We start from the raw sequence: 25,368 nt of genomic DNA on the forward strand, positions 1-25,368 counted from the left end.
GGGAGTGCCACACGACACCTCCTCGGCGAACCACCCTGCCAAGCCCCGGTCTGAGAAGCGCCGACCGTCGTTCTTCTGGGTGCTCGCCGTACTCATCCTGCCGCTCCTGAACCTGGCGATCCGGTACCGGTTCCACCACCCCGAGCGCATGCCCCAGTCGGGCGCCTTCGTGCTCGCGCCGAACCACTACAGCGAGATCGATCCCGTCGTGATGGGCGCCGCCAGCTGGAAGCTCGGCCGCGCGCCGCGATTCCTCGCGAAGGCGTCGCTCTTCAAGAACCCCGTGCTCGGCTGGTTCCTCCGCACGTCGGGCCAGATCCCCGTCGAGCGCACGGGAAGCAACGGTCACCAGGCCCTTCGTGCCGCCGAGGAGCTCGTCGAGAAGGGGCGGATGGTCATCGTCTACCCCGAGGGCTCGCTGACCCGCGACCCCGACCTCTGGCCGATGCGCGGCAAGACGGGCGCCGTGCGCATCGCCCTCGAGCGCGGCATCCCGATCGTTCCGGCGGCCCACTGGGGCACCCAGGCCGTGCTGCCGCGCTACGGGAAGAAGCTCAGCCTGTTCCCGCGCAAGACGATCGACGTGATCATCGGCGAGCCGTTCGACCTCAGCGAGTACCGCGATAAGCCGCTCGACCAGGCGATGCTCCTCAAGGCCACCGGAGAGCTCATGGATGCGATCGCCGGCCTCCTCGCCGAGGTGCGCGGCGAGCCCGCGCCCGACGAGCGGTGGAACCCGGCTGCACACGGCCAGAAGGAGACGGGGCGCCTTGAAGACTAGGCAGAAGCCGCCCCACGGCACTCGCGTCGCCGTGCTCGGCGCCGGCAGCTGGGGCACGACGTTCGCGAAGATCCTCGCCGACGGCGGAGCCGACGTGGTCCTGTGGGCCCGGCGGCCCGAGATGGCGCGCGAGATCCAGGAGGCCAAGCGCAACAGCGACTACCTCCCGGGCATCAACCTGCCGCTGAACCTCCGCGCGACCAGCCGGCTCGACCTCGCCCTCGCGGGGGCCGAGCAGGTGTTCGTGTCCGTGCCGAGCCAGTCGCTCCGCGAGAACCTGAAGGCGATCCAGCCGCACCTGCACGCCGAGGCCAAGGTCGTCTCGCTCATGAAGGGCGTCGAGAAGTCGACCGGCCTGCGCATGAGCGAGGTCATCGCCGACGTGCTCCCGATCGACGAATCGCAGATCGCGGTGATCTCGGGCCCCAACCTCGCGCTCGAGATCGCGAAGGAGCAGCCGACGGCCGCGGTCGTGTCCTCGACGAGCCTCGAGACGGCGCAGGCCATCGCCTCGGTCGCGCGCAACCGCTACTTCCACTCGTTCGTCAACACCGACGTCATCGGCACCGAGTTCGGCGGCGTGCTGAAGAACCTCATCGCGGTCGCCATCGGCATCGTCGACGGTGCGGGCTACGGCGAGAACACGAAGGCGTCGATCATCACGCGCGGGCTCGTCGAGATGACCGACTTCGCCGTCGCCTTCGGCGCGCACCCCGAGACGCTGTCGGGTCTCGCGGGGCTCGGCGACCTCATCGCGACGAGCCAGTCGCCGCTGTCGCGCAACAACACCGCCGGTCGCCTGCTCGGCCAGGGGTATCACCTCAACGACGTGGTGAACCAGATGCAGCAGACGACCGAGGGCCTCGCCTCGGTCGGGCCGATCCTCGAACTCGCGCGGGCGAAGGGTGTCGAGATGCCCATCGTCGAGCAGGTCCGGCAGGTCCTCGCGGGCACGCTCGACCCGAAGGACATCGCCCCGCACCTCACGACCGACGACGAGCCGCAGGGCGAAAGGACGAAAGATGGACAAGCTCACGGTGGTTCTGCTGTTCGGCGGGCGCTCAAGCGAGCATTCGATCAGCTGCGCCACGGCGGGCGGGGTGCTGGGGGCGATCGACCGTAGTCGCTTCGACGTGATCCCCGTCGGGATCACGCGCGACGGAGCCTACGTGCTCGAGGCCGACGATCCGGCGCGTTTCGCGCTCGACCCCGCGCACCTGCCCGAGGTCGTCGACAACGGCACGCGGGTCTCCTGGCCCACTTCGGCGGTCTCCCGCGAGCTCACGGTGACGGATGACTCGGGCACGCGCTCGCTCGGCGACGTCGACGTCGTCTTCCCCATCCTGCACGGCCGATTCGGCGAGGACGGAACCGTCCAGGGGCTCCTCGAGCTCGTCGGCCTGCCGTACGTCGGCAACGGCGTGCTCGCGTCGTCGCTCGGCATGGACAAGCACTTCACGAAGACGGTGCTCGAGGGCGCCGGCATCCCGGTCGCGCCGTGGGTCACCGTGACCCGCGCGGGGATCGATCACGACCCCGAGCTGTGGCACCGACGCGTGCACAGTCTCGGCCTGCCCGTGTTCGTGAAGCCGGCGCGCGCGGGCTCGTCGGTCGGGGTCACGAAGGTCGACGACTGGGCGAAGCTCCACGACGCCCTCGACACGGCGTTCGCCGAGGACGGCACGGTGCTCGTGGAGTCGGCCGTCGTCGGCCGCGAGATCGAGTGCGCCGTGCTCGAGGGGCGCGACGGCACGCCGCAGGTGAGCGTCGCCGGCGAGATCGTGATGACCGGGCGCGAGTTCTACGACTTCGAGGCGAAGTACCTCGACGCGCCCGGCGTCGAGCTCGTCTGCCCTGCCGACCTCGGCGACGGCGAGCTGTTCGAGCTGCAGCGCGTCGCCCGCCGCGCCTTCGAGGCGATCGGCGGCGAGGGCCTCGCCCGCGTCGACGTGTTCCTCACGGGCGAGGGGTTCGTCGTGAACGAGATCAACACGATGCCGGGGTTCACGCCGATCTCGATGTTCCCGACCTGCTGGTTGAACTCGGGGCTCAGCTATCCAGAGCTCATCACCGAGCTCATCGAGGTCGGGTACGCGACCGGAGCCCGGTAGGGCCGCCGTCCGCGACCGCCGGCCGGGTCAGCCGTCCGCGCCGGGCTCGGCGGTCGCGTCGTCGACGGTCGTGCAGGCGGCCTCGGCCGGGATCACCGAGACCGCCGACGACAATTCGGTGATCGCGGTGGTCCCCGAGACCACGTCGTTGTCGACGAGCACCTCGACGGCCGGGGTGCGCCCGTAGGTCGTGAACCGGAAGTTCGGTGCGTCCGTCTCGTCGATGATCCAATCGACGCCGTTCACGGTGACGCAGCGGTCGGTCGTCGGGCCGGGCGTCGGCACGCCGCAGCGCAGCAGGACCGAGGCGGGGGAGCCCCAGGCGCCCGTGCCCTGCGCGTTGGTCTCGCGCTCGGCCTGCTCCTCACCGGTGTCCTTCGCGAGCGCGTCGGGCAGCCGCACGATCACCGCCGCGCAGTCGGGCGAACTCGCGTCGACTGCGGGGTCGATGGGCACCGGCTGGCTGCAGCCCGTGAGGGCGAGCGCGAGCCCGGCGGTGCAGGCGGCGGCGAGGGCGAGGCGGGCGCGCCGGGCGCGCGCGATCGGGTGAGACATCCCTCTCAGGGTAGCCGTCCGATCCCGAGCGCCCGCTGCGCGCGGCAACGGCTCGCGTCGAATGTCGCCGTTCGTGCCGAGCGTCGCCGATCGAACGGCATCGCCGGGTGGGAACGGCGACACCCGACGGCCGGCCCAGCCGGAGTCATCCGCGTTTCAGCAGTTCGGGCGGCACGCGCGCTGCGACAGCGCGTCGGTGAGCACCGAGCTCAGGTCCTGCGGCTTCGCCGCGGTGTACGCCGCGCCGCCGGTGGCCTTCGCGATCGCGCGCATCGCCGTCACGTCGGTGTCGGGACCGATGCCGACCAGGACGACGGGTACGGGCTGGGAGGGATCGTCGAGCCGCCCGAGCTTCTCGAGGAGCGTGTCGAGCGAGATGCCGTTCTCGTCCTCGTTCCGCCCGTCGGTGAGCAGCAGGACCGAGTTCACGCGGTCGGCGTCGTACGTGGTGCGCACCTGCGCGACGGCGGCGAGCACCGTGTCGTAGAGCCCCGTCGCACCCCCGAGCCGGCCGGGGAGCGAGGCGATCGCGGAGTCGATGCGCGCCCGCTGGGCGTCGTCGCCGAGGCTCTCGACAGGGGCCAGCGCCTCCCAGTCGCGGTCGCCGGCGCGTGCGGTCGAGAAGATCCAGAGGCCCAGGTCGACGTCGCCCGAGAACTGGGAGAGCGTCTTCGAGGCGGCCTGGGTGAGGAGGTCGATGCGGCGGAGCCCGGTGACGGTCGGTTCCTCCATGGATCCGGAGACGTCGATGACGCCGAGGATGCGGGACCGCAGGCTCAGCACGCCCCAGGTGCGGAGGATCGCGACCTGCGCCCCCGCCGCGGCGGAGGCGACGGGCACGGCGTCGACGAGCACCCCCTCCTGTTCGAGCTCTCCCGAGCCGGTGCCGTCGCGGAATCCGTCTGCCGCGAACGCGCCCTTCGCCGACCAGAGCGCGAGCTTCAGAGCGTCGAGTTCCCGTGCGTGCCGCGCACGGGCGCGCGCTTCGGGACCCTCGTCGGCCGCTTCGCCCGCCGCGGGCAGGTTCTTCGCGAGCTCCGATTCGTCGAGCACGCGCAGGAACGGGTAGTTGAGCGCGAGGGTGCCGTCGGTCGGGTAGAGGGCGACGAGGGGCGTCGAGCCGCTCTCGCGATTGTGCCGGGCGATGTCCTGCTCGCTCGCGACGGCGACCGTGCCGTCGGGGCTCGCGTCGAGGGCGGCGAACGCATCGTCGGCCGACGGCAGCATCGTGTCGTTGAGCTCGATCATCGCCTGCTGGAACTGGCGGGGCGAGCCGATGTCGACCCGTCGCTCCATCGCCTGCAGTGCGCTGAGGCCGGCCGAGGATGCCTCGGGGTCGGGCAGGAGCGCGGTGAACCCGTCGTTGAGGAGGGCGTTCCAGCTGAGTCCCTCGTCGCCGACGGCCGCGGCACGGTCGGCCGGCGCGGCGAAGACGACCGGGCTCGAGGCGAGGGAGCGTTCGAGCGCGAGGTTCGGCACCGGGCGGCCGAGCGATCTCGCGGTGCTCGACATGCGCACGAGCCAGACGGGCGAGTCGGGGATCCATGCGTCGACGTCGGGGGCATTTCCCGAGGCGAGCATCGCGGCCGTGTCGGCCGACGCCTGCGCGACGACCTCGGTGCTCGAGCACGAGTCCCGGGAGGCGTCGTGGTCGGCGGCGATCGCCTCCACGGTCGGCGCGACGGCGGGGTCGGCCACGACCGTCAGCTCGACCGGCTCCGTGCAGGGGGTCTCAGGGTTCAGCCACCGGTCGAACCGGCCGTCGGCCCAGGCGACGCCGGCGCCGCCGATGACCGCGACGACGGTCGCGGCGGCGGTCACGGCGATGATCGCCCGGCGGCGACGGCGGCGGCTCGCCGTGCGTTCTGCTCTTTCGCTCCGACGGCTCACGCATGCTCCATTGCAGGGCGGCGGACGGGGGATCCGCCGCGTTCGGGTCTCGTGCCGAACCGCAGAGCACGTGCTCGACCCTGAGTTCGTAAGGAACCATTACACACCATTCCGGCGCTCGGTGCTCGTTACGCTGGACGGATGCCCGACACGACCGCGCCCGCGACGCACGACGACCGTCCGATCGGCGAACTCGGCGAGCAGGCCGTGCTCGCGAGGATCCTCCCGCGACTCGACGGCGGCGAGTCGGAGCTCCTCGGCGCGGGCGACGACGCCGCGGTCGTCGCCGCGGCGGACGGGCGGTTCGTCGTCACGTGCGACCTCATGGTGCACGGTCCCGACTTCCGGCTCGCGTGGTCCGACCCGTACGAGCTCGGCTGGAAGGCGGCGGCGACCAACCTCACGGATGTCGCGGCGATGGGCGCGCGGCCGACCGCGCTCGTCGTCGCGATCGCCGCACCGAACGACCTCCCGGTGAGTGTGCTCGAGGGCATCGCCGACGGGCTGCGCGAGGGCCTCGCCGCCCTCGCCCCCGGGTGCGGCGTGGTCGGCGGAGACCTGTCGGCGTCGTCGGTGCTGACGATCTCGGTGACCGCGTTCGGCGACCTCGAGGGCCGCGCGCCGATCACGCGGTCCGGCGCGAGGGTGGGCGACGTCGTCGCGCACGCCGGGGCACGCGGTGACGCGGCGCGCGGCCTCGCGCTCCTCTTCGCCGAGGGGGTGGACGACTCGGGCCGGCCCGACCCGGAGCGCACGGCGCTGCTGCGGGCGAGGCATCCCGGCGCGTTGTCGGCCCAGCTGGCACCGAGCCCGCCGGTCGGCGCCGGTCGGGCGGCGGCGATCGCCGGCGCGACGGCGATGCTCGACGTCTCCGACGGCCTGGCCCGCGACGCCCGCCGCCTCGCCGAGGCGAGCGGGGTGGGGCTCGACTTCGACCGGGCCGCGCTCGGCCCCGACGTGCGACTGGCCCTCGCCGGCGCGGAGGACCACGGCCTGCTCGCGACGTTCCCGCCTGGAGTCGCGCTGCCCGAGCCGTTCGAGGCGATCGGACGGGTCGTCGAGGCGCCGGGCGCGATCCTCCTCGACGGCGGCGCGGTCGACGCCGACGGCTGGGACCCCTATTCGGGCTGGGACGGCGCGACGGGCTGAACCGCGTCCGCCCACCACAGGGTCGTCTCGCCGTAGTCGCGCCGCCGCGAGGACTCGATGCCCGACGGCCAGATCGGCTCGGGGGAGCGGCTGCTGCGCTCGACGACGACGACGGCGTCGGGGGCGAGCAGCGGCGCGAGCAGTTCGAGGTCCCGCGCGAGGGCGGCCTCGCCGAGGTCGTACGGGGGATCGATGAACACGAGGTCGAAGCCGCCCGTCGCACCCTCGAGGTACGCGGCGACGGCGCGCTGCACGACCCTGACCCGGGCTCCAGCGCCCCGCGCGGCTCGGCGAACCGCGTCGGCGTTGCGCCGGCACACCTCCGCCGCCGCGGCGGCGCGCTCGACGAGCACGACCTCGGCGGCGCCCCGGCTCGCGGACTCGAGGCCGAGCGCGCCCGAGCCGGCGTACAGGTCCAGCACGTTCGCGCCGTCGATCGCGTCGCGCGACTCGAGCGCGGAGAAGATCGCCTCCCGGACGCGGTCGCTCGTCGGACGGGTGCCCGTGCGGGGCACCCGGAGGGTCAGCGAGCCGGCGGAGCCGGAGATGATGCGGGTCATGCTCCCGGCAGCATATCGGCGGCGGCCCGGCACTGCCATGACGGCCCGGCACTGCCATGATGGAAGCGTGCCTGCCCCGATTGATGAAGAGACCGGCTCGACCGACCGCGTGCCCGCGGAGCCGTCCCGACACCGAGAGGGCGAGCAGCAGCTCATCGACCGCCTCTGGGACTTCTCCGATCCCGAGGCGAGCGCCGAGCGCTTCCGCGCCGCGGCGGCCGACGAGTCGAACTCGACGCACACGCGGGCGGTCATGACGACCCAGCTGGCCCGCGCACTCGGCATCCTCGGCCGCGGCGACGAGGCGCTCGCCGCGCTCGACGAGGTCGCGGCGCTCGAGCCCGTGGAGGGCGAGCCGGCGGCGTACGCCGCGGAGGTGCGAGCGAGGGTGGCGATCGAGCGGGGCCGGCTCGCGGCATCCGACCACCGCCCGGCCGACGCCGTGCCCGAGCTGACCCGCGGCGTGCGCGAGGCGGCCATCGCCGGCTCGCCGTTCCTCGTGCTCGACGCGCTGCACATGCTCGCGCTGAACGACGCCGGCCACGAGGAGGAGTGGGCCACCGAGGGCTTCGACGTGCTCGACGGTTCGCGCGACCCGCGCGTCCTGCGCTGGGGCGTCGCCCTCCACAACAACCTCGGCTGGACGCTGCACGACTCGGGCCGGCTGACCGGTGCGCTGATGCAGTTCGAGCAGGCCGTCGAGGCTGCCGACGCGTACGGCACGGCCGAGCAGCGGCACGTGACGCGATGGTCGGTCGCGCGCTGCCTGCGCAGCCTCGGCCGCACCGACGAGGCGCTCGAACTGCAGCGCGCGCTCGCCGCCGAGCGGCCCGACGATCCCTACGTCGAGGCCGAGCTGGCGGCGTTGACGCAGGCGGAGCCTACGATCGAGGCATGACGGCCCGACCAGCGGAGACCGACGGCGCGGCACCGGCCGCGCCCGGAACCCTCACCCTCGACTCGAGGCTCTCCGGCGTGCTCGGCGGGCGCACCGCGCAGGCGGTCGAACGGGCCTTCGGCTACGCGACCGTCGGCGAGATGCTCGCGCACTATCCCCGGCGGTACGCGCTGCGCGGCGAGCTCACCGCGCTCGCCTCGCTCCCGCTCGACGAGAACGTCACGATCGTGGCCGAGGTCCTCGAGGTCCGCGTTCGCGAGATGCGCCAGCGGCGGGGCTCGATCGTCGAGGCGAAGATCTCGGACGGCACCGGCGTCCTGACCCTCACGTTCTTCAACCAGCGCTGGCGCGAGAACGACCTGCGTCCCGGGCGCCGGGGCATATTCGCCGGGAAGGTCGGCGACTACAAGGGCAATCGGCAGCTCGCCCACCCCGACTACGAGCTGTTCGACGACCTCTCACCGGTCGACGTCGGCGACGCGGCGGCCAAGCGCTGGGCCGAGTCGCCGATCCCCATCTATCCCGCGACGTCGACGCTCGCGAGCTGGCAGATCGCGAAGTCGATCGGTCTCCTCCTCGACGGACTCGGTGCGGTCGACGATCCGCTGCCCGCGTCGGTCCGGTCGGGCCGGGGGCTCCTCGGTCACCGCGACGCGCTCGAGCGCGTGCACCGGCCCGAGCTCGAAGCGGAGTGGAAGGCGGCGCGCCGCACGCTCCGGTTCACCGAGGCGTTCGTGCTGCAGACCGCGCTGCTCCAGCGGCGTGCCGCCCTGCGGTCGACGCACGCGCTCGCCCGCCGCCCGACCGCCGGGGGCCTGCTCGAACGCTTCGATGCGGCGCTCCCGTTCTCGCTCACCGGCGACCAGGTCGCCGTCGGCGCCGAGATCTCCCACGACCTCGGCGAACCCGTGCCGATGAACCGTCTCGTGCAGGGCGAGGTCGGCTCCGGCAAGACGCTCGTCGCGCTGCGCGCGATGCTCGCGGTCGCCGACTCGGGCGGTCAGTCGGCGCTGCTCGCGCCGACCGAGGTGCTCGCCGCGCAGCACCTGCGCTCGATCGTGAAGATGCTGGGCCCCGAGCTCTCCGCCGAGCTCGTCCCGACCCTCATCACGGGCCAGCTGCCGGCCGCGGACCGCAAGCGGGCCCTGCTGCGCGCGGCCGCGGGCCAATCCAGGCTCATCGTCGGCACGCATGCGCTCATCGGCGACCGGGTCTCGTTCGCCGACCTCGGACTCGTCGTCGTCGACGAGCAGCACCGCTTCGGCGTCGAGCAGCGGGAGGCCCTGCGGCTGAAGGGCGCAGAGCCGCCGCACGTGCTCGTGCTCACCGCGACGCCGATCCCGCGAACCGTCGCGATGACCGTGTTCGGCGACCTCGACGTGTCGACGATCGCCGAACTGCCCGCCGGCCGGGCGGGCATCGATTCGCAGGTCGTCCCGCTCGCGATCCGTCCGGCCTGGCGGCCGCGGGTCTGGGAGCGTCTCGCCGAAGAGGTGGCGCTCGGCCGCCAGGGCTTCGTGGTGTGCCCGGCGATCGAGGCGCGCGTGGCCGAAGACGACGGCGAGCCGGTCGAGGGCGGGGCCGAGGCCGCCGGGCCCGTCGCGTCGGTCGCGTCGGTGCTCGCCGAGCTCGAGGAGAACCCGCGCTTCGCCGACCTGCGGGTGGCTCCGCTGCACGGGCGGATGAGCGCCGACGAGAAGGATCGCACCATGCGCGCCTTCGCGGCCGGCGAGCTCGACGTGCTCGTGTCGACGACCGTCATCGAGGTCGGCGTCGACGTGCCTAACGCGAGCGTCATGGTCGTCGTCGACGCCGACCGGTTCGGAGTCTCGCAGCTGCACCAGTTGCGCGGCCGGGTCGGCCGGGGCGCGGTGCCGGGCCTGTGCCTGCTCGTCACCCAGGCGCCGCCGGGCTCCCTCGCGCTCCAGCGCGTCGAGGCGGTCGCGGCAACGCTCGACGGGTTCGAACTCGCGCGCGTCGACCTCGAGTTGCGCCGCGAGGGCGACGTGCTCGGCGCCTCGCAGTCGGGCGGTCGGTCGTCGCTGAAGCTCCTGCGCGTCGTGCGTGACGGGGACGTGATCGCCGACGCGAGGGCCGAAGCCGAACAGCTCCTCGAGGCCGACCCGCAGCTCGCTGACCATCACGCCCTCGCGGCCGCGGTGCGGCGGCGTCTCGACGACGAGGCGAGCGGCTACCTGAGCAAGGGCTGAGACTCTCACGGAGGCGCCGCGGTGCTCCTCGGAGACACTACGCTGTTGCGTATGCAGCGGATCGCCGTCGTCCCAGGATCGTTCGACCCCGTCACGCGCGGCCACCTCGACGTGATCGCCAGGGCGGCGGGTCTCTACGACGAGCTGCACGTCGTCGTCGTCCACAACCCCGACAAGTCGGCGCTGCTGCCGATCGCGCAGCGGGTCTCGCTCATCGAGCAGTCGATCGCCGACGCCGGCATCGAGGGCCGCATCGTCGTCGCCTCGTGGAGCATGGGCCTCCTCGTCGACTACTGCACCGACGTCGGGGCGACCGTGCTCGTGAAGGGCATCCGGTCCCAGGTCGACGTCGCGTACGAGACGCCGATGGCCATCGTGAACCGACACCTCGCCGGCGTCGAGACGGTCTTCCTCCTTCCCGACCCGGCGAACGCCCACGTGTCGAGTTCGCTCGTCCGTCAGGTCGCGTCGCTCGGCGGGGACGTCGCACCCTACGTGCCGACCGTCGTCGCCGACTACCTCGAGACGGCGATGACGCCATGAGCGAGGCGGTCGCGGTGTCGGGCGGGTCGGAGACTGCCGGCCCTGCGACCATGGGCATCGACGAGGTCGGCGCCCTCGCCGCGGGCATCGTCGCGAACGTCGAGACGGTCATCGCGGGCAAGCGCGAGGCTGTGACCTCCGCCCTCACCGTGCTGCTGGCAGAGGGGCATCTCCTCATCGAGGACGTGCCGGGCGTCGGCAAGACCATGCTCGCCAAGGCGCTCGCCCGATCGGTCGATGCGACCATCAACCGCATCCAGTTCACTCCCGACCTGCTGCCGAGCGACGTCACCGGCGTCTCGGTGTTCGACCAGTCGAGCCGTCGATTCGAGTTCAAGCGCGGGCCCGTCTTCGCGAACCTCGTGATCGGCGACGAGATCAACCGGGCGAGCCCGAAGACGCAGTCAGCACTCCTCGAGTGCATGGAGGAGCGGCAGGTCACCGCCGACGGCACCACCTATCGGCTCGACGCGCCGTTCACCGTCGTCGCGACGCAGAACCCCGTCGAGATGGAGGGCACGTATCCGCTGCCCGAGGCGCAGCGCGACCGGTTCATGGCCCGCATCTCGATGGGCTACCCGGCGTCGGCCGACGAACTCGCGATGCTCTCGACGCGCGAGACGAGGAGCCCGCTCGACGACCTCGCACCCGTCGTCTCGCTCGACGAGCTGCGCGCGATGATCGAGGCGGTGCAGCACGTCTTCACCTCGCAGCCGGTCAAGGAGTACGCGGTCGACCTCGCGCGCGCGACCCGCGACGACCGGCAGCTGCGGCTCGGCGCGAGTCCGCGGGCGACGCTGCAGCTCGTCCGCGCGGCCAAGGCGCACGCGGCCATGCACGGCCGCGACTTCGTGCTGCCCGACGACATCGACGCGCTCGCCGTCCCGGTGCTCGCGCACCGGCTCGTGCCGACGAGCCGCGCCCTCGGGGCGCACGATCGCGACGCCGGGCCGCTCATCGACGCCATCGTCCGCCGGATCGTGGGGGAGACGCCGGTTCCGGTGGGCAGCGCACGAAGGAACTGAGATGAAGCGCCCGCGCCTTCCACGAGCCGCCGCCTGGCCGCGGCTGACCCGGCGCGGCGGCGCGCTGCTCGTCGTCGGCGTGGTGCTCCTCGCCATCTCGTTGTGGTTCGACCTGCGGGACATCATGCTCCTCGCCTTCGTGGGGATCGCCATGCCCGCGGTGGCGGCGCTGTTCGTGACGGTGCGATCGCCGCGGCTCGGCGTCACGCGCACGTTCACCCCTCCCGTCGTCAGCGCCGGCTCGGGGGCGAGCGTCGCGATCACCGTGCGCAATCGGGGCCGGCGCGCGTTCGACGGGGCGCACTGGCGCGACCGGGTGCCCGAGGGTCTCGACGCGCCGCCGGAGGCCGTGCTCCCGGCCGTCGGGCCGTACGAGGCCGTGCTGCCCTCCGGTGACGACACCGTGCGCCTCGAGTACCGGCTGAGACTGCCCCGGCGCGGGGTGTACGGCATCGGTCCGCTCCGAGTGGGCGTCTTCGATCCGTTCGCGCTCGCACGCATCGACCGCGACGCGGGTGCGCGACACGAGGTCGTCGTCACGCCGCGCGTGACCCCACTCGAACACGCCCTCGGGTCGGCGGCGAGCGTCGACGGCGTCCTGCACGGCCTGCAGCGTCGCACGCACCCGAACTCCGACGAGTTGATCGCCCGCGAGTACCGCTACGGCGATCCGATGCGGCGGGTGAACTGGGCGGCCACGGCGCGCCGAGGGGAGCTCATGGTCCGCGAGGAGGAGCAGCGCGGCGACCCCGAGGTGCGCATCCTCGTCGACACGACCCTCGCGGGCCGGCCCCGCACCGGGGCGTTCGCCCATGCCGTGCCCGAACAGGGACACGCCGGCTTCGAGCTCGGCGTCGAGGTCGTCGCGTCCGTCGGCGTGCACCTGCTCGATCGGGGCTTCCGGGTTCGCTGCGACCCCGTCGGCGACCTGTCGCGGGGATCGATCGCGAACGCGGCGGCGCCCGGCCCGTACCGGATGCCGGGCGGCGACCGCCTGCTCCTCGAAGACCTCGCCCGCCTCGAGATCGCGCAGCGCGACGACGCGCAGGCGCGCACTCCGCGTGGCGGCGGCGACCACGGGGTGCGCGCGCGCGAAGCGCGGATGCCCGGAATCGCGGTGCTCGTCGAGCCCGACGAACGGGATGTCGCGGCTCTCGTCGGGCTCCGCCAGACCCTCGAGCCCGCGATCGCCTTCGTCTCGGAGGCCGTTGCGCCGAGGCTCGTGGAGTCGCTCGACGAGGCCGACTGGCGGGTCGTGCGCGTGCGCCGTCCCGCCTCGATCGGCGACGCCTGGGCGGGCATCGCGGTGAAGGCCGACGCGATCACCGGCGCGGTCGGGGGCGAGCGCGATGCATCCCGATGACCGACCGCTCAGCCGACCGCAGCGGCTGGCGCTGACGGCGGCGTCGTTCCTGCTCGTCGCCGTCGCATCGATGGCGCTCGGCCCGCTCATCGCGGGGAGCGGCTGGTGGTGGTTGTGCGCGTTCATCGCCGCGGGCACGATGTTCGGCGGTGCGGGGCTCAGGGCCCTGCGGGTGCCCGGGTCCCTCGTGCCGTTCGGCGAACTCGTCGTGCTCCTGCTCCTGCTCACCCTCGTCTTCGGCGGTTCCACGAGCTTCGCGCTCATCGTGCCGACGGCCGACACCTTCCCGCTCTTCGCGGACCTGTTCGACGGCGCCCAGCGGACCATCCAGCAGCAGGCCGTCCCGGCGATCCCCGTTCCGGCCCTCTCGTTCGTGCTCGCGCTCGGCGTCGGGGTGCTCGCCGTGTGCGTCGACGTGCTCGTGCAGACCGTGCGGATGCCCGCGCTCGCCGCGGCCCCGGCGCTCGTGCCGATCCTCATCCCGGGGTTCATCATCGAGACGGGCGCCGAGGTGCCCGCGCTCGTCTTCTCGGCCGCGGCCTATCTCCTGCTGCTCCGCGTCGACGTCCGGGTGCGTCGCCGCGCGAACCTCGCGGGCGCCGGTGACGACGACCGCGCCGCGACCGTCGTGCCGCCGGCGCGGGTGCCCGTCGCATCGGGCCTCGCGACCACGCTCGGGCTGACCACCGTCGGCATCCTCGTCGCGTCCGTGCTCGCCGCTTCGACGCCGAGCATCTCCACGAGCCTCCTGCTCGGCACCGGCTCGCAGGGCGTGATCTTCGGCCGCGGGGTGAGCCCGTTCATCGACCTCGGGCGCGACCTGCGCCGCCCGGAGCCCCGTCCGGCGTTCCACTACTTCGCCCGCGACAACGATCGCCCGTACTTCACCCTGCTCACGCTCGACCGGTTCGAGGGCGCCGCCTGGGGCGTGACCGAGTCGCGCGTCGATGCGGACAACACCGTCGATGCCATGCCGCTGCCCGACGGGCTCGACGAGGACGTCGCCGCCAAGGAGCACCCGATCGAGATCGTCGTCGACGAGGTGCGCACGACGTGGCTGCCCCTGCCGTACCCGACCCGGAGCGTCGAGGGACTGAGCGGATCCTGGTTCTGGGATCCGGGCGCGCTGACCGTGCGCAGCGTGGACGCCGACACCGGCGGCCAGCGGTATCGCGCGACGTGGCTCGAGCGGGAGCCGACGGCCGCGCAGTTGCGCTCCTCGGGCGTCGTCGGCGATCCCGAGTTCGAGCGGTACCTCGCCCTGCCCGAGGACGTGCCGCCGGTCATCCCCGAAACCGCCGCCGCGGTGGCGGGCAGCGCCGCGACGCCGTACGACGCCGCGGTGGCCATCCAGTCGTTCCTGCGGTCCGACGACTTCGAGTACTCGACCGAGGCGCCGGTCGACGAGGGCTACGACGGCGGCGGCTTCGAGGTCATCGCGAAGTTCCTCGAGAGCAAGTCGGGCTACTGCGTGCACTTCGCCTCGACGATGGCGGTGCTCGCCCGCGAGGCGGGCATCCCGTCGAGGATCTCGGTCGGGTACACGGCGGGCACCGCGACCCAGGAGCGGGTCGGCGGCGTGCAGCGGGTCGAGGTCGACTCGCACGACCTCCATGCATGGCCCGAACTGTACTTCGAGGGCATCGGCTGGGTGTCGTTCGAGCCGACGCCGGGCCGGGGGAGCGTACCCGACTACTCTCGGCCGGGCGCCGGCGACGCGGGCGCGACCCCGTCGCCGACGGCGGGCGCCTCGACCGGGCCGGCGAGCGGCCGGCCCGAGCTCGACCCCGATCGCGGCCTCGGCGCCTCCGCGGGCGGCACGGTCGGCGGCGACGACTGGTGGCTGCGCGGCGGGGTCATCGTCCTCCTCGTGGCGGCGGTGCTCGCCGCACCGGCCGCGTTGCGGGCCGTGCAGCGCTCGAGCCGGCTGCGACGCATCCGGCGCGGAGAGCGGCCGGCGGACGCGGCGTGGGACGAGCTGCTCTCGAGCGCCCGCGACCTCGGGATCCGGCTCGAGGCGACCGCGACGCCGCGCGGCGCGGCCGCGCACCTCTCCGGGTGCGAGGGATTCGCCGCACCGGAGGCGGCGGCCGCGCTGGTCGTCCTCCGCGATGCCGTGGAGCGCGAGCGCTACGGTCCGACGCGACACGCCGACGAGGCATCCACTGCACGGCTGACCGCCGCCCTCTCGACGGCACGCTCCGCGCTCGCGGTGGGCGAGCCGCTGGCGGAGCGCTACCGGGCGGTGCTCGTGCCCCGTTCGCTCATCGACCGCGCCCGCCCGGCCTTCGGCGAACGCCCTGCCTCCGGCGCGTAGAATCGTCGTTCGTGGCCATCAAGCAGTCGCCGTTCAGCGTGAACGTGCGCGATCTCATCAATCGTCCCGGCGAGATGCGCGAGGAGCTCATCACCGTCCCCGCGCCCGAGCAGTACGGCGAGGGTCTCGTCGCCGTCGGCGCCGGATCGGAGGTCGAACTCGACGTCCGGCTCGAATCGGTGCACGAGGGCATCCTCGTCACCGCCGAGGTCGACGCGACCGCCGAGGGCGAGTGCGGGCGGTGCCTGACCGACATCGCCCTGCCCGTCCGAGTCGAGTTCCAAGAACTCTTCGGGTATCATGGCGGGGAAGCCATCGAGTATGAGGTTCAAGACGACCACGTGGATCTTGAACCACTCATCCGAGATGCGGTAGTGCTGGCACTGCCGTTCCAGCCGGTGTGCCGACCGGATTGCCCGGGTCTCGACCCAGAGACCGGGCTCCGACTGGCCGATCATCCGGAACTCGTCACCCCTGAGCACAGCGATCCTCGCTGGGCCGCGCTCGCGGGGTTCCAGGCTTCCGAAGACAACGGTCCGGATGCGTCGTCCGGCGCCGATCAGCAGAGAGAAGAGAGATAGTCATGGCTGTTCCCAAGCGGAAGAAGTCACGCGCCAACACCCACGCGCGCCGTTCGCAGTGGAAGGCCGAGGTCCCCACGCTCGTCAAGACCGTCGAGAACGGCAAGGTCACCTACAGCCTTCCGCACCGTGCGAAGGTCGTCGAGGACTCGGCGGGCACGCCGCTCTTCCTCGAGTACAAGGGCCGCAAGGTCGCCGACGTCTAGTCGGCCCGGAACGTACCGACGACCGGTCGTGACGCGAACGGAACGCATGGGAGGCGAGCGCACCGCGCTCGAGGATCGTACGCTCGACGAACTGCAGCGAACGCTGCAGGTCGACATCGATCCCTCCCTGCTTCTGCTCGCGCTCACGCACCGGTCGTTCGCGTACGAGAACGGCGGCATCCCGACGAACGAGCGCCTCGAGTTCCTCGGCGACTCGATCCTCGGGCAGGCCGTCACGGTCAGGCTCTTCAGGGACCACCCCGACCTCGATGAGGGCGAGCTCGCGAAGCGGCGCGCCAGCCTCGTGTCGAGTGTCGCGCTCGCCGAGGTCGGACGCACCATCGGTGTCGGCTCGTACATCCGGCTGGGGCGCGGCGAGACCATGACGGGCGGCGCCGACAAGCCGTCGATCCTCGCCGACACCGTCGAGGCGATCATCGGCGCGGTCTATCTCGACGCCGGCGGCGACGCCGCGACCGAGCTGGTGCTGCGACTCATCACGCCCCTCATGCAAGACCCCGAGCGCTTCGGCGCGGCGATGGACCCCAAGACGAGCCTGCAGGAGATCGCGGCCCGCCGCGGTGCGCCGGCACCGTCGTACTCGGTCGCCGAGTCGGGTCCCGATCACAACAAGCACTTCGTCGCGACCGTCACGGTCGGCGAGCTCGTGCAGGCGTCGGGCGAGGGCTCGAGCAAGAAGCAGGCCGAGATGGCCGCCGCACTCGAGGCCTGGACGCTGATCAACGGCGCGGCCTGAGTTGCCCGAACTCCCCGAGGTCGAGGTCGTCCGCGCAGGTCTCGCGCCCGCGGTCACGGGCGCGACCGTCGTCGCCGTCGAGGTGCTCGACCGGCGATCGCTGAAGCGGCACGACCCGCTCCTCGGCGACTTCGAGCGACTCGTCACGGGCGCGCGCGTCGCCGCGGCGGTGCGGCGCGGCAAGTTCCTCTGGCTGCCGATCGATGACGAGCGCGCGATCGTGGGCCATCTCGGCATGAGCGGGCAGATGCTGCTCCGCACACCCGACCATCCGGGCGACGACCGGCACGCGCGTGTGCGCCTCCATCTCGATCATCCCGCGCACGGCGAGCTCCGCGTCGACTTCGTCGACCAGCGCATCTTCGGCTCGCTGGCGGTCGACCGCATGCTGCCCACCGCCGACGGCGGGCTCGGCGGCTTCTCGGCGGACGAGACGGGCGAATGGGCACGGAGCATCCCGAGCCAGGTCGCCCACATCGCCCGCGACCCCCTCGACCCGGCGTTCTCCGACGCGCGGTTCGCCGCGCAGCTCGCCCGCCGCGGCACCGGCGTCAAGCGGGTGCTGCTCGATCAGGGCGTGGTGAGCGGCATCGGCAACATCTACGCCGACGAGTCCCTGTGGGCGGTGCGCCTGCACCCCGAGCAGCCGGCCGCCTCGCTCAGTGCCCGGCGCGTCCGCGAGCTGCTCGGCGCCGTGCGCGACGTGCTCGGGCGGGCGCTCACCGAGGGCGGCACGAGCTTCGACGCCCAGTACGTCAACGTGAACGGCGCCTCGGGCTACTTCGAGCACTCGCTGAACGCGTACGGGCGGTCGGGCGAGCCCTGCCCGAGGTGCGGCACGGCGATGGTGCGCGAGCCCTTCATGAATCGCTCGTCGCACCGCTGCCCGAGGTGCCAGCGGCGTCGGTGACGCGCATCACCCGCGTTGCCACTCCGCCGAGAGGCCGCGGAGCTCGAAGCCGAGCGCGATGTTGATCGCGAGCATGTGCTCGTTCTCGTCGGCGTTCCAGGTGTAGACGTCGGTGCGCTCGGGGGCGAGCTCGGCGAGCCGGACGAGGTTCGCGAGCTTCACGCGCATGCCGAGGCCGTGCCCGCGATGGGCGGCGACGACGAGCGTGTCGGACTGATAGGCGACGGTCTTGCCGGGCGGCAGCTCGAGCTCGGTGTAGCCTGCGACCCCGCCGTCGGGTGCGAGCGCGGCCTGCACGAGCAACCTCCGCCCGCCGTCGAGGGCGCGATCCTCGTGGGCGCGCACGCGCGCGGCATCCCAGACCTCCTCGTCGAGCGTCAGCCCGCCGGCCGGCACGTCGAGCACCATGCGGGCTCGGGCGGCCGCGTAGCTGTCGACCAGGTCGTCCGGCGCGCGGTCGATCCAGCCGACGAGCCGATACGGGGATGCCTCGGCCTCGCGCCGCTCGGAGGCGTCGCGGAACTCCCCGAGGCGACCCGTGACGGTCAGCCCGCTCTGCCGCTCGAGCTGGGCGAGCGTGTAGCCGTGGCGCAGTGCGAATCGCACCCCGGGCAGGTCCACCGGGATCGAGGCGTCGCCCTGCGGTGCGTGCAGACGCTCACCCGGGCCCTCGGCCACCGCGATCGGCAGATCGACGAACATCCCGAACACGTCGCGACCGAGGTCGCTGAGGACCGCCTCGGCGCGCGCGAGGAGCGCGGAACCGATCCCGGCCCGGCGGTGATCGGGGACGACCTCGACGACGATGTCGCCGCGCACCGCGGCGGGGTCGGCCTCCCACCACGCGGTCGCGCGGCCCACGCAGCGGTCGCCGTCCCACGCGGCGAAGACCAGGCGCGGGAGGTACTCGTCGCGGTACAGGGCGAGCAGTTCGGCCGCCGTGTCGGCGAAGCGGTCGTCGCCCCATCGCTCGATCTCGCACGCGGTGGCGAGGTCGACGACGCGCTCGAACTCGGCCGACTCGGTCGTGCCGAGCGCACCGGGGATCGTGACGGGACGGATCTCGACGGACACGAGCCGGCTCCTCTTCCTCAGGGTGCTGCCGGGCACGGGCAGCGGATCAGACTATCGATCCCTCCCGGCGGCGGCAAGGGGCGATCTCCGAAGCGCGGCGCGCGTGCGCGGTTCGGCGCCGAACCTCGGCTACCGTAGTCGGCAGCGTTCTCGCGAGCAGGAGAGGGTGGGACGTGTACCTGAAGAGCCTGACGCTCAAGGGCTTCAAGTCCTTCGCACAGCCGACGACCTTCGCCTTCGAACCCGGCGTCACGTGCATCGTCGGCCCGAACGGCTCGGGCAAGTCGAACGTCGTCGACGCGCTCGCCTGGGTGATGGGCGAGCAGGGCGCGAAGACCCTCCGCGGCGGCAAGATGGAGGACGTCATCTTCGCGGGCACGTCGACCCGCGGCCCGCTCGGCCGCGCCGAGGTGAGCCTCACGATCGACAACACCGACGGCGCGCTGCCGATCGAGTACACCGAGGTCACGATCTCGCGCACCCTCTTCCGCAACGGCACGAGCGAGTACGCCATCAACGGCGACCAGTGCCGACTGCTCGACGTGCAGGAGCTGCTCAGCGACTCGGGCCTCGGCCGTGAGATGCACGTCATCGTCGGACAGGGACAGCTCGACCAGGTGCTGCGCGCGACGCCCGAGGACCGGCGCGGCTTCATCGAGGAGGCCGCGGGCATCCTCAAGCACCGGCGCCGCAAGGAGAAGACGCTCCGCAAGCTCGACGCGATGCAGACGAACCTCACCCGGCTCTCCGATCTCGCGGGCGAGATCCGGCGACAGCTGAAGCCGCTCGGCCGGCAGGCCGAGGTCGCGCGCGAGGCGGCCACGATCGCGGCGGTCGTGCGCGACGCGAAGGCGCGCCTGCTCGCCGACGAGGTCGTCGGCCTCCGCCGCGCCCTCGACGAGCACGGGAAGAGCGAGCACGAGCGGCACGCCGAGCGCCTCGTCCTGCAGGAGCGCCTCGAGCAGCACCAGATGAAGGTGACCGCACTCGAGCAGGCGCAGGTCGGCGACGACGTCGATCGCGCCCGTTCGACGAGCTTCGCCCTCGAGCAGGCGCAGGCGAGGCTCCGCTCGCTCGATTCGCTCGCCCGCCAGCGCATCGCCCTCCTCGAGGGCGCATCCGACGACGCGGATGCCTCGCCGAGCGTCACCCGCGAGATGATCGACGCCGCGATCGCCGAGCTCGGGGGCCTCCGCGACGGCATCGGCGCTGCGGCATCCTCGCTCGACGACGCGCACGAGGCGACGCAGCGCCGCCGGGCCGAACTCGACGCCGTCGACCAGGAGATCGCCCGGCAGTCGGCGCAGGTGTCGGCCTACGACCTCGAGCTCTCGAAGCTCTCCGGCCAGGCCGACTCGGCCGGCTCGAAGCTCGCCGCCGTGCGCGGCGAGGTGCTCCGCCACGCGAACGCGCTCGAGGCGTCGGCCGGTCGTCGTGCCGCGGCCGCGGAGGCGCTCGCCGAGGCCGAGGCGGCGGCCGGCGTCGAGGAGTCGGCCGAGACCGACCTCGACGAGGCCTACGAGCTCGCCCAGGCCGCCGTGTTCGAAGCGGAGGCCGAGATCGAGCGCATCCGCGAGGAGCTGCACGGACGGGAGCGCGAACAGGGGGCCCTCGGCGCCCGCACCCAGGCGCTCTCGCTCGCGCTCGACCAGAAGGACGGCTCGGCCGCGCTCGTGGCCGCGGGCGTCGCCGGTGTGCGAGGCCTGCTCGCCGAGGCGATGCAGGTCGAACCCGGCTTCGAAGCCGCGATCGCCGCCGCGCTCGGCTCGCTCGCCGACGCGGTGCTCGTCGACGACCGCGATGCCGCCTACCGGGCGCTCGACCGCGCCGGGCAGGCCGAGATGGGCCGCGTCGCGCTCGCGCTCGCCGAGCCGGGCCGGGCCGCGGACGACGCGCTGGTCGTCGACGGCCTCACCCCGGCCGCATCGGTCGTGACCGCGCCCGCGGGTGTCCGCGGGCTCCTCGCCGAGGTGCTCATCGCCGACGACCTCGCGGCCGCCCGTGCGGCGGAGGCCGCGCTCGCATCGGCCGACCGCCCGGCCACCGTCATCACGCGCGACGGCACCGTCATCGGCCGCTTCGTCGTGCGCGGCGGATCGGGACGCACGCAGAGCCGCATCGAGCTCATCGCCGAGCGCGATCGCGCGGCCGCGCGGCTCGACGAGGTGCGCGGCGAGATCGAGCGCAGCCGTGCCGAGCTCGCCGAGCAGCGTCGCCTCGTCGAGCAGGCGAAGGAGCAGTCCAAGCGCGCGCTCGCGGCGTTGCGCGAGTTCGACGCCCAGCTGGCCCAGCGCACCGAGCGGCTCAACCGGGCACGCGTGCAGGCCGAGGCGGCCGAGGCCGAGTCCGAGCGCCTCCAGGCGGCCGCCGCGAACGCCGCGGAGCGGGTGGCCGACGCCGAGGCCGCCGCCGACGAGGCGAAGGCCGCGCTCGAGGCCGCCCGGGCCGTGCCCCGTCCCGTGCTCGACGTCTCGGTGCGCGACGGGGCGCTCGCCGCAGTCGAGGCATCCCGCGAGGCCGAAGTCGAGGCGAAGCTCAAGCTCGAGACCGCGAAGGAGCGCGTGCGCGCGGAGGAGGCGCGGATCCGCGCCATGGAGGCGCAGTTCGACCAGGAGCGTCGCGCGGCCGAGGAAGCGGCCCGCCGTGCGGTGATCCGTCGGGCGCAGCTCCGAGCCGCCCGGCGCGTCGCCGCGGCGCTGCCGCCCGCGCTCGCGTCGGTCGACGCCTCCGTGGCCGAGGCGCGCGTCGCCCTCGGTCGGGCGGAGGCCGAGCGCTCGAGTCGCAACGAGGAGCTGCAGGCCGTGCGCCGCGAGGAGACGGCGGTACGCGAACGCCTGCACGCCGTCACCGACGACGTGCACGGTCTCGAGCTGCGCATCTACGAGAAGAAGCTGCACGTCACCGGGCTCCTCGAACGCGCCGAGTCGGAGCTCGGGCTCGACGAGCACGTGCTCGTCGACGAGTACGGCCCCGAGCAGCCGGTTCCCGCCGAGACGGAGGACGGCGACGCCGTGCCGTTCCGTCGTGAGGAGCAGCAGCGCCGCCTCGCCGCCGCCGAGCGCAAGTTCGCCCAGCTCGGGCGGGTCAACCCGCTCGCCCTCGAGGAGTTCGCCGCCCTCGAACAACGCCACCAGTTCCTGAGCGAGCAGCTCACCGACCTCGCGAACACCCGCAAGGACCTGCTGACGATCATCGAGGAGATCGACGGCAAGATGGAGTCGATCTTCCGAAGCGCGTTCGACGACACGAAGGCCGCCTTCGCCGAGGTGTTCCCCGTGCTCTTCCCCGGCGGCACCGGCAGCATCACGCTCACGAACCCCGACGACATGCTGACGACGGGCATCGAGGTGAGCGTCAAGCCCGCCGGCAAGAAGATCGAGCGGCTCTCGCTGCTCTCGGGCGGCGAGCGCTCGCTCGCCGCGGTCGCGCTGCTCATGGCGATCTTCAAGGCGCGCCCCAGCCCGTTCTACATCATGGACGAGGTCGAGGCCGCCCTCGACGATGCGAACCTCGGGCGCCTGCTCACGACCTTCGAGGACCTGCGCGACTCGTCGCAGCTCATCGTGATCACGCATCAGAAGCGCACGATGGAGATCGCCGACGCGCTCTACGGCGTCTCGATGCGCCAGGACGGCGTCTCGGCGGTCGTCGGCCAGCGCGTGCGCGAGGACCGCGAGGCGCGGGCGAGCTGACCCGGGCTCAGGTGAGTCGCCGGTCGTCGGGCTCGACGATCCGGAACCAGCGGTAGCCGTACGCGTCGAGATGCACCTCGATGCGGCCGCGCTCGTCGAGCGGGAAGGTGTCCGGGGCGAAGAGGTCGGACAGCACGGAGTCGGGCGAGACCGGGCCGAGTTCGAGCGGCACGAGCACCGGGCTCGGCGCGAAGTTGTGGACGGCGACGAACCGACCCACGTCGGCGGTGATCCGGTGGGCGAGCACCTGGTCCGCACCGGTCGGCAGCACGTCGAGCTCGCCCCACCCGATCTCCGGCGAGCTGCGGTACCGGGTCGCGAGTCGCTTGATGAACGAGAGGAGCGAATCGGCGTCGTGCATCTGCGCCTCGACGTTCACGTGCTCGGGGGAGTACCCGTCGCCCGGCGGCTGCGCCGCGAGCCGCGACGGCCTCGCGCGCGAGAATCCGCCGTTGCGCTCGTCGGTCCACTGCATGGGGGTCCGCACCGCCTGCCGGCCCTCCTGCTCGCCGTTCTCGCCCATCCCGATCTCCTCGCCGTAGAACAGCACGGGCGTGCCTGGGAGCGAGAAGAGCAGGCTGTAGACGAGCCGGATGCGGCGCGGATCGCCGTCGAGCATCGTCGGCAGCCGGCGCACGATGCCCCGGTCGTAGACGCGCATCCATTCCTCGGGCGCGAACGAGTCGAACACCTCCTGACGCTCGGATTCGGAGAGCTTGTCGAGTGTGAGCTCGTCGTGGTTGCGCACGAAGTTCGCCCATTGCGCCTCCGGCTCGAGCTTCGGGCGCTTCGCCAGCGACTCGGCGAGCGGCCGGGCGTCCTCGCGCGCCAGCGAGAGGTAGAGCGCCTGCATGCCGAGGAAGTCGAACTGCAGGGTGAGCTCGGCCGCGTCGCCGGTGCGGCCGAAGAAGTCGAGCTGCTCGGCGTACGGCAGGTTCACCTCCCCGAGGAGCACCGCTTCGCTCGATCGGCGCTGCAGGAATCGGCGGAGGTCGCGGAGGAACTCGTGCGGATCGCCGATGTCGACGCCCTCCGGCGGCTCGATGAGGAAGGGCACCGCGTCGACGCGGAACCCCGAGATCCCGAGCTCGAGCCAGAACCCCAGCGTGCGCGCGATCTCGTCTCGGACGGCCGGGTTGGCGATGTTCAGGTCGGGCTGGTGCCGGTAGAAGCTGTGCAGGTAGTACTGGTCGGTGCGCTCGTCGAACTCCCAGACCGACTGCTCCTCGCCGGGGAAGACGGTGTTCGCCTGCTCGGGCGGATCGTCGCGCCACACGTACCAGTCGCGGAAGGGCGAGGTGCGGCTGCGGCGGGCGGCCGTGAACCACGGATGCCGCTCCGAGGTGTGGTTCATGACGAAGTCGATGATCACGCGCATGCCGCGGTCGCGGGCCGTGCGCGTGAACTCCGCGACGTCGCCGAGCGAGCCGAGCCGAGGATCGACGCCGAGGAAGTCGGTGATGTCGTAGCCGTCGTCGCGGTCGGGCGTCGGCTGGAACGGCATCAGCCAGATGCACGTGACGCCCAGTTCGGCGAGGTGGTCGAGTCGGTGCGCGAGCCCCTCGAAGTCGCCCGAGCCGTCGTCGTTCCAGTCCATGTACGTCTCGACGTCGAGGCAGTAGACGACGGCGGTCTTCCACCAGAGGTCGCTGCGGTCGGTGACCCTCATCGGCCCGCCTCCTGCAGCGCCGGCACGACGCGCTCGCCGAACACGTCGATGAACGCGTCCTGCTCGACGCCGACGTGATGCAGGTATATCCGGTCGACGCCGAGGCCGACGAGCTCGACGAGTCGCTCGAGGTGATGCGACGGGTCGCTCGAGACCTGGACGGTGCGGGCGACGTCCTCGGCGGAGGCATCGGCCGTGGCGGCGTCGAACGCCTCGGGGCGATCGAGCTCCCAGACGAGCGGGCCGGGCAGCACGCCGGTGCGCCACTGGTCGTGGGCGATCGCGAGGGCCTCGTCGTGCGTCGGAGCCCAGCTGAGATGCACCTGCACCGCGACCGGCCCGTCTCCGCCGGCGTCGCGATAGGCGTCGACGACCGCCCGGATCGCCTCGCGGGACTGGTCGACCGTGATGAGGCCGTCCGCCCAGGCGGCGCCGTCGCGCGCCGTCTCGGGGCTGACCGCGGCGGTGAAGAGGGGCGGCGGGACGGCCGGAAGGCTCCACACCCGGGCGCGGTCCAGGTGCACGAGGTCGTCGGCGCTGACCTCCTCGCCGCGGAGGAGCCCGCGGATCGCGTCGACCGCGTCGCGCAGCCGTGCGTCGCGGACCTCCTTCGGCGGGAACGGGTCGCCGGTGACGTGCTCGTTGAGTGCTTCGCCGCTGCCGAGCGCGGCCCAGAACCGTCCCGGGTACATCGACTCGATCGTCGCGACGGCCTGCGCCGTGATGGCCGGATGGTAGCGCTGGCCGGGCGCCGTGACGACGCCCAACGGCAGCCGGGTCGCCTGCAGCGCCGAGCCGAGCCAGCTCCAGGCGAACCCGGACTCGCCCTGCCGGACGCTCCACGGTTCGAGATGGTCCGAGCACATCGCGGCGTCGAAGCCGGCCTCTTCGGCGCGTTGCACCGCGCGGAGCAGGCGCGCCGGGGCGATCTGCTCGTGCGAGGCGTGGAAGCCCACGACGGTCATGCGAACTCCTTCCGTCCACCTCGACGCTCGCCCCGTCCGAGGATCCCGACAACCCCCTTGCCGTGGGTGCGTTCGCGTGCGACGATCCTGCGCGCCCGGGCGGAAGTCGCTC

At 72.8% G+C, this 25,368-nt stretch carries 21 protein-coding genes; 15 read left to right on the top strand and 6 right to left on the bottom strand.

Annotation, left to right across the window (positions count from 1 at the left end):
• The first annotated feature begins 4 nt into the window (after positions 1 to 4).
• The 3 genes from AC3RJ7_RS06135 to AC3RJ7_RS06145 are packed head-to-tail and all read left to right on the top strand — an operon-like array spanning position 5 to position 2,892.
• On the top strand, positions 5 to 781 hold the full coding sequence (locus AC3RJ7_RS06135; protein ID WP_491454923.1) for a lysophospholipid acyltransferase family protein: 777 nt from the start codon (positions 5 to 7) through the stop codon (positions 779 to 781).
• Positions 782 to 812: 31 nt separating this feature from the next.
• Positions 813 to 1,904: an NAD(P)H-dependent glycerol-3-phosphate dehydrogenase gene (locus AC3RJ7_RS06140; protein ID WP_491455238.1), complete on the top strand. Its 1,092-nt coding sequence runs from the start codon at positions 813 to 815 to the stop codon at positions 1,902 to 1,904.
• Positions 1,804 to 2,892, top strand: a complete 1,089-nt coding sequence (locus AC3RJ7_RS06145) for a D-alanine--D-alanine ligase family protein (protein ID WP_491454924.1) — start codon at positions 1,804 to 1,806, stop codon at positions 2,890 to 2,892. The genes AC3RJ7_RS06140 and AC3RJ7_RS06145 overlap by 101 nt, the downstream gene beginning before the upstream one ends.
• 27 nt (positions 2,893 to 2,919) lie before the next feature.
• Here the strand turns inward: AC3RJ7_RS06145 and AC3RJ7_RS06150 are convergent, their stop codons facing one another.
• Both AC3RJ7_RS06150 and AC3RJ7_RS06155 read right to left on the bottom strand, forming a co-directional pair.
• On the bottom strand, positions 2,920 to 3,447 hold the full coding sequence (locus AC3RJ7_RS06150) for a DUF3515 domain-containing protein (protein WP_491454925.1): 528 nt from the start codon (positions 3,445 to 3,447) through the stop codon (positions 2,920 to 2,922).
• Positions 3,448 to 3,603: 156 nt separating this feature from the next.
• A complete protein-coding gene (locus AC3RJ7_RS06155) occupies positions 3,604 to 5,268 on the bottom strand; it encodes a substrate-binding domain-containing protein (RefSeq protein ID WP_491454926.1) in 1,665 nt (554 codons plus the stop codon).
• Positions 5,269 to 5,478: 210 nt separating this feature from the next.
• Here AC3RJ7_RS06155 and thiL point away from each other — a divergent pair, with 210 nt between their 5' ends.
• Positions 5,479 to 6,486, top strand: coding sequence for a thiamine-phosphate kinase (thiL, locus tag AC3RJ7_RS06160; protein WP_491454927.1), 1,008 nt, complete (start codon positions 5,479 to 5,481; stop codon positions 6,484 to 6,486).
• On the opposite strand, the gene rsmD is transcribed toward thiL, so the two are convergent.
• Positions 6,456 to 7,046 carry a 16S rRNA (guanine(966)-N(2))-methyltransferase RsmD gene (gene rsmD / locus AC3RJ7_RS06165; protein ID WP_491454928.1) on the bottom strand — a complete coding sequence of 197 codons (591 nt, stop codon included), beginning with the start codon at positions 7,044 to 7,046 and terminating at the stop codon, positions 6,456 to 6,458. The genes thiL and rsmD overlap by 31 nt on opposite strands.
• A 67-nt stretch (positions 7,047 to 7,113) precedes the next feature.
• Here rsmD and AC3RJ7_RS06170 point away from each other — a divergent pair, with 67 nt between their 5' ends.
• The 10 genes from AC3RJ7_RS06170 to mutM are packed head-to-tail and all read left to right on the top strand — an operon-like array spanning position 7,114 to position 17,856.
• Positions 7,114 to 7,944 carry a tetratricopeptide repeat protein gene (locus AC3RJ7_RS06170; RefSeq protein ID WP_491454929.1) on the top strand — a complete coding sequence of 277 codons (831 nt, stop codon included), beginning with the start codon at positions 7,114 to 7,116 and terminating at the stop codon, positions 7,942 to 7,944.
• On the top strand, positions 7,941 to 10,154 hold the full coding sequence (locus AC3RJ7_RS06175; protein WP_491454930.1) for an ATP-dependent DNA helicase RecG: 2,214 nt from the start codon (positions 7,941 to 7,943) through the stop codon (positions 10,152 to 10,154). Before AC3RJ7_RS06170 ends, AC3RJ7_RS06175 begins: the two co-directional genes overlap by 4 nt.
• 51 nt (positions 10,155 to 10,205) lie before the next feature.
• Positions 10,206 to 10,697, top strand: coding sequence for a pantetheine-phosphate adenylyltransferase (coaD, locus tag AC3RJ7_RS06180; RefSeq protein WP_491454931.1), 492 nt, complete (start codon positions 10,206 to 10,208; stop codon positions 10,695 to 10,697).
• Positions 10,694 to 11,722, top strand: a complete 1,029-nt coding sequence (locus AC3RJ7_RS06185) for an AAA family ATPase (protein ID WP_491454932.1) — start codon at positions 10,694 to 10,696, stop codon at positions 11,720 to 11,722. Before coaD ends, AC3RJ7_RS06185 begins: the two co-directional genes overlap by 4 nt.
• 1 nt (position 11,723) lies before the next feature.
• Positions 11,724 to 13,085 (top strand): DUF58 domain-containing protein, encoded by a 1,362-nt coding sequence (locus tag AC3RJ7_RS06190; protein WP_491454933.1) that lies wholly within the window; start codon positions 11,724 to 11,726, stop codon positions 13,083 to 13,085.
• Positions 13,072 to 15,402, top strand: coding sequence for a transglutaminase TgpA family protein (locus AC3RJ7_RS06195; protein WP_491454934.1), 2,331 nt, complete (start codon positions 13,072 to 13,074; stop codon positions 15,400 to 15,402). Before AC3RJ7_RS06190 ends, AC3RJ7_RS06195 begins: the two co-directional genes overlap by 14 nt.
• An 11-nt stretch (positions 15,403 to 15,413) precedes the next feature.
• Positions 15,414 to 15,983: a YceD family protein gene (locus tag AC3RJ7_RS06200; RefSeq protein WP_491454935.1), complete on the top strand. Its 570-nt coding sequence runs from the start codon at positions 15,414 to 15,416 to the stop codon at positions 15,981 to 15,983.
• 2 nt (positions 15,984 to 15,985) lie between these two features.
• The gene (gene rpmF / locus AC3RJ7_RS06205) at positions 15,986 to 16,189 is read left to right on the top strand and encodes a 50S ribosomal protein L32 (RefSeq protein ID WP_022887809.1); all 204 of its coding nucleotides are present in this window, start codon (positions 15,986 to 15,988) and stop codon (positions 16,187 to 16,189) included.
• A 46-nt stretch (positions 16,190 to 16,235) separates the two neighbouring features.
• On the top strand, positions 16,236 to 16,946 hold the full coding sequence (rnc, locus tag AC3RJ7_RS06210; RefSeq protein ID WP_491455239.1) for a ribonuclease III: 711 nt from the start codon (positions 16,236 to 16,238) through the stop codon (positions 16,944 to 16,946).
• Between the two features lies 1 nt (position 16,947).
• Positions 16,948 to 17,856 (top strand): bifunctional DNA-formamidopyrimidine glycosylase/DNA-(apurinic or apyrimidinic site) lyase, encoded by a 909-nt coding sequence (gene mutM / locus AC3RJ7_RS06215; protein WP_491454936.1) that lies wholly within the window; start codon positions 16,948 to 16,950, stop codon positions 17,854 to 17,856.
• A 6-nt stretch (positions 17,857 to 17,862) separates the two neighbouring features.
• Here the strand turns inward: mutM and AC3RJ7_RS06220 are convergent, their stop codons facing one another.
• Complete coding sequence (locus AC3RJ7_RS06220) at positions 17,863 to 18,930, bottom strand: GNAT family N-acetyltransferase (RefSeq protein WP_491454937.1); 1,068 nt, start codon at positions 18,928 to 18,930, stop codon at positions 17,863 to 17,865.
• A 173-nt stretch (positions 18,931 to 19,103) separates the two neighbouring features.
• Here AC3RJ7_RS06220 and smc point away from each other — a divergent pair, with 173 nt between their 5' ends.
• The gene (gene smc / locus AC3RJ7_RS06225) at positions 19,104 to 22,622 is read left to right on the top strand and encodes a chromosome segregation protein SMC (RefSeq protein ID WP_491454938.1); all 3,519 of its coding nucleotides are present in this window, start codon (positions 19,104 to 19,106) and stop codon (positions 22,620 to 22,622) included.
• 7 nt (positions 22,623 to 22,629) lie between these two features.
• On the opposite strand, the gene AC3RJ7_RS06230 is transcribed toward smc, so the two are convergent.
• Both AC3RJ7_RS06230 and AC3RJ7_RS06235 read right to left on the bottom strand, forming a co-directional pair.
• Entirely contained in the window at positions 22,630 to 24,291 is a 1,662-nt protein-coding gene (locus tag AC3RJ7_RS06230) for an alpha-amylase family protein (protein WP_491454939.1), read from the bottom strand.
• Complete coding sequence (locus AC3RJ7_RS06235) at positions 24,288 to 25,256, bottom strand: TIGR03885 family FMN-dependent LLM class oxidoreductase (protein WP_491454940.1); 969 nt, start codon at positions 25,254 to 25,256, stop codon at positions 24,288 to 24,290. Before AC3RJ7_RS06235 ends, AC3RJ7_RS06230 begins: the two co-directional genes overlap by 4 nt.
• Positions 25,257 to 25,368: the final 112 nt, after the last annotated feature.

The sequence above is a fragment of the Agromyces solani genome (assembly GCF_058349925.1).

What these genes read in the sequence shown, in the direction of transcription:
- AC3RJ7_RS06145 (WP_491454924.1), top strand. Translation starts at nt 1,804, where the DNA reads ATGGACAAGCTCACGGTGGTTCTGCTGTTCGGCGGGCGCTCAAGCGAG.
- AC3RJ7_RS06150 (WP_491454925.1), bottom strand. Translation starts at nt 3,447, where the DNA reads ATGTCTCACCCGATCGCGCGCGCCCGGCGCGCCCGCCTCGCCCTCGCC.
- thiL (WP_491454927.1), top strand. Translation starts at nt 5,479, where the DNA reads ATGCCCGACACGACCGCGCCCGCGACGCACGACGACCGTCCGATCGGC.
- rsmD (WP_491454928.1), bottom strand. Translation starts at nt 7,046, where the DNA reads ATGACCCGCATCATCTCCGGCTCCGCCGGCTCGCTGACCCTCCGGGTG.
- AC3RJ7_RS06175 (WP_491454930.1), top strand. Translation starts at nt 7,941, where the DNA reads ATGACGGCCCGACCAGCGGAGACCGACGGCGCGGCACCGGCCGCGCCC.
- coaD (WP_491454931.1), top strand. Translation starts at nt 10,206, where the DNA reads ATGCAGCGGATCGCCGTCGTCCCAGGATCGTTCGACCCCGTCACGCGC.
- AC3RJ7_RS06185 (WP_491454932.1), top strand. Translation starts at nt 10,694, where the DNA reads ATGAGCGAGGCGGTCGCGGTGTCGGGCGGGTCGGAGACTGCCGGCCCT.
- AC3RJ7_RS06190 (WP_491454933.1), top strand. Translation starts at nt 11,724, where the DNA reads ATGAAGCGCCCGCGCCTTCCACGAGCCGCCGCCTGGCCGCGGCTGACC.
- AC3RJ7_RS06195 (WP_491454934.1), top strand. Translation starts at nt 13,072, where the DNA reads ATGCATCCCGATGACCGACCGCTCAGCCGACCGCAGCGGCTGGCGCTG.
- rpmF (WP_022887809.1), top strand. Translation starts at nt 15,986, where the DNA reads ATGGCTGTTCCCAAGCGGAAGAAGTCACGCGCCAACACCCACGCGCGC.
- rnc (WP_491455239.1), top strand. Translation starts at nt 16,236, where the DNA reads ATGGGAGGCGAGCGCACCGCGCTCGAGGATCGTACGCTCGACGAACTG.
- AC3RJ7_RS06230 (WP_491454939.1), bottom strand. Translation starts at nt 24,291, where the DNA reads ATGAGGGTCACCGACCGCAGCGACCTCTGGTGGAAGACCGCCGTCGTC.
- AC3RJ7_RS06235 (WP_491454940.1), bottom strand. Translation starts at nt 25,256, where the DNA reads ATGACCGTCGTGGGCTTCCACGCCTCGCACGAGCAGATCGCCCCGGCG.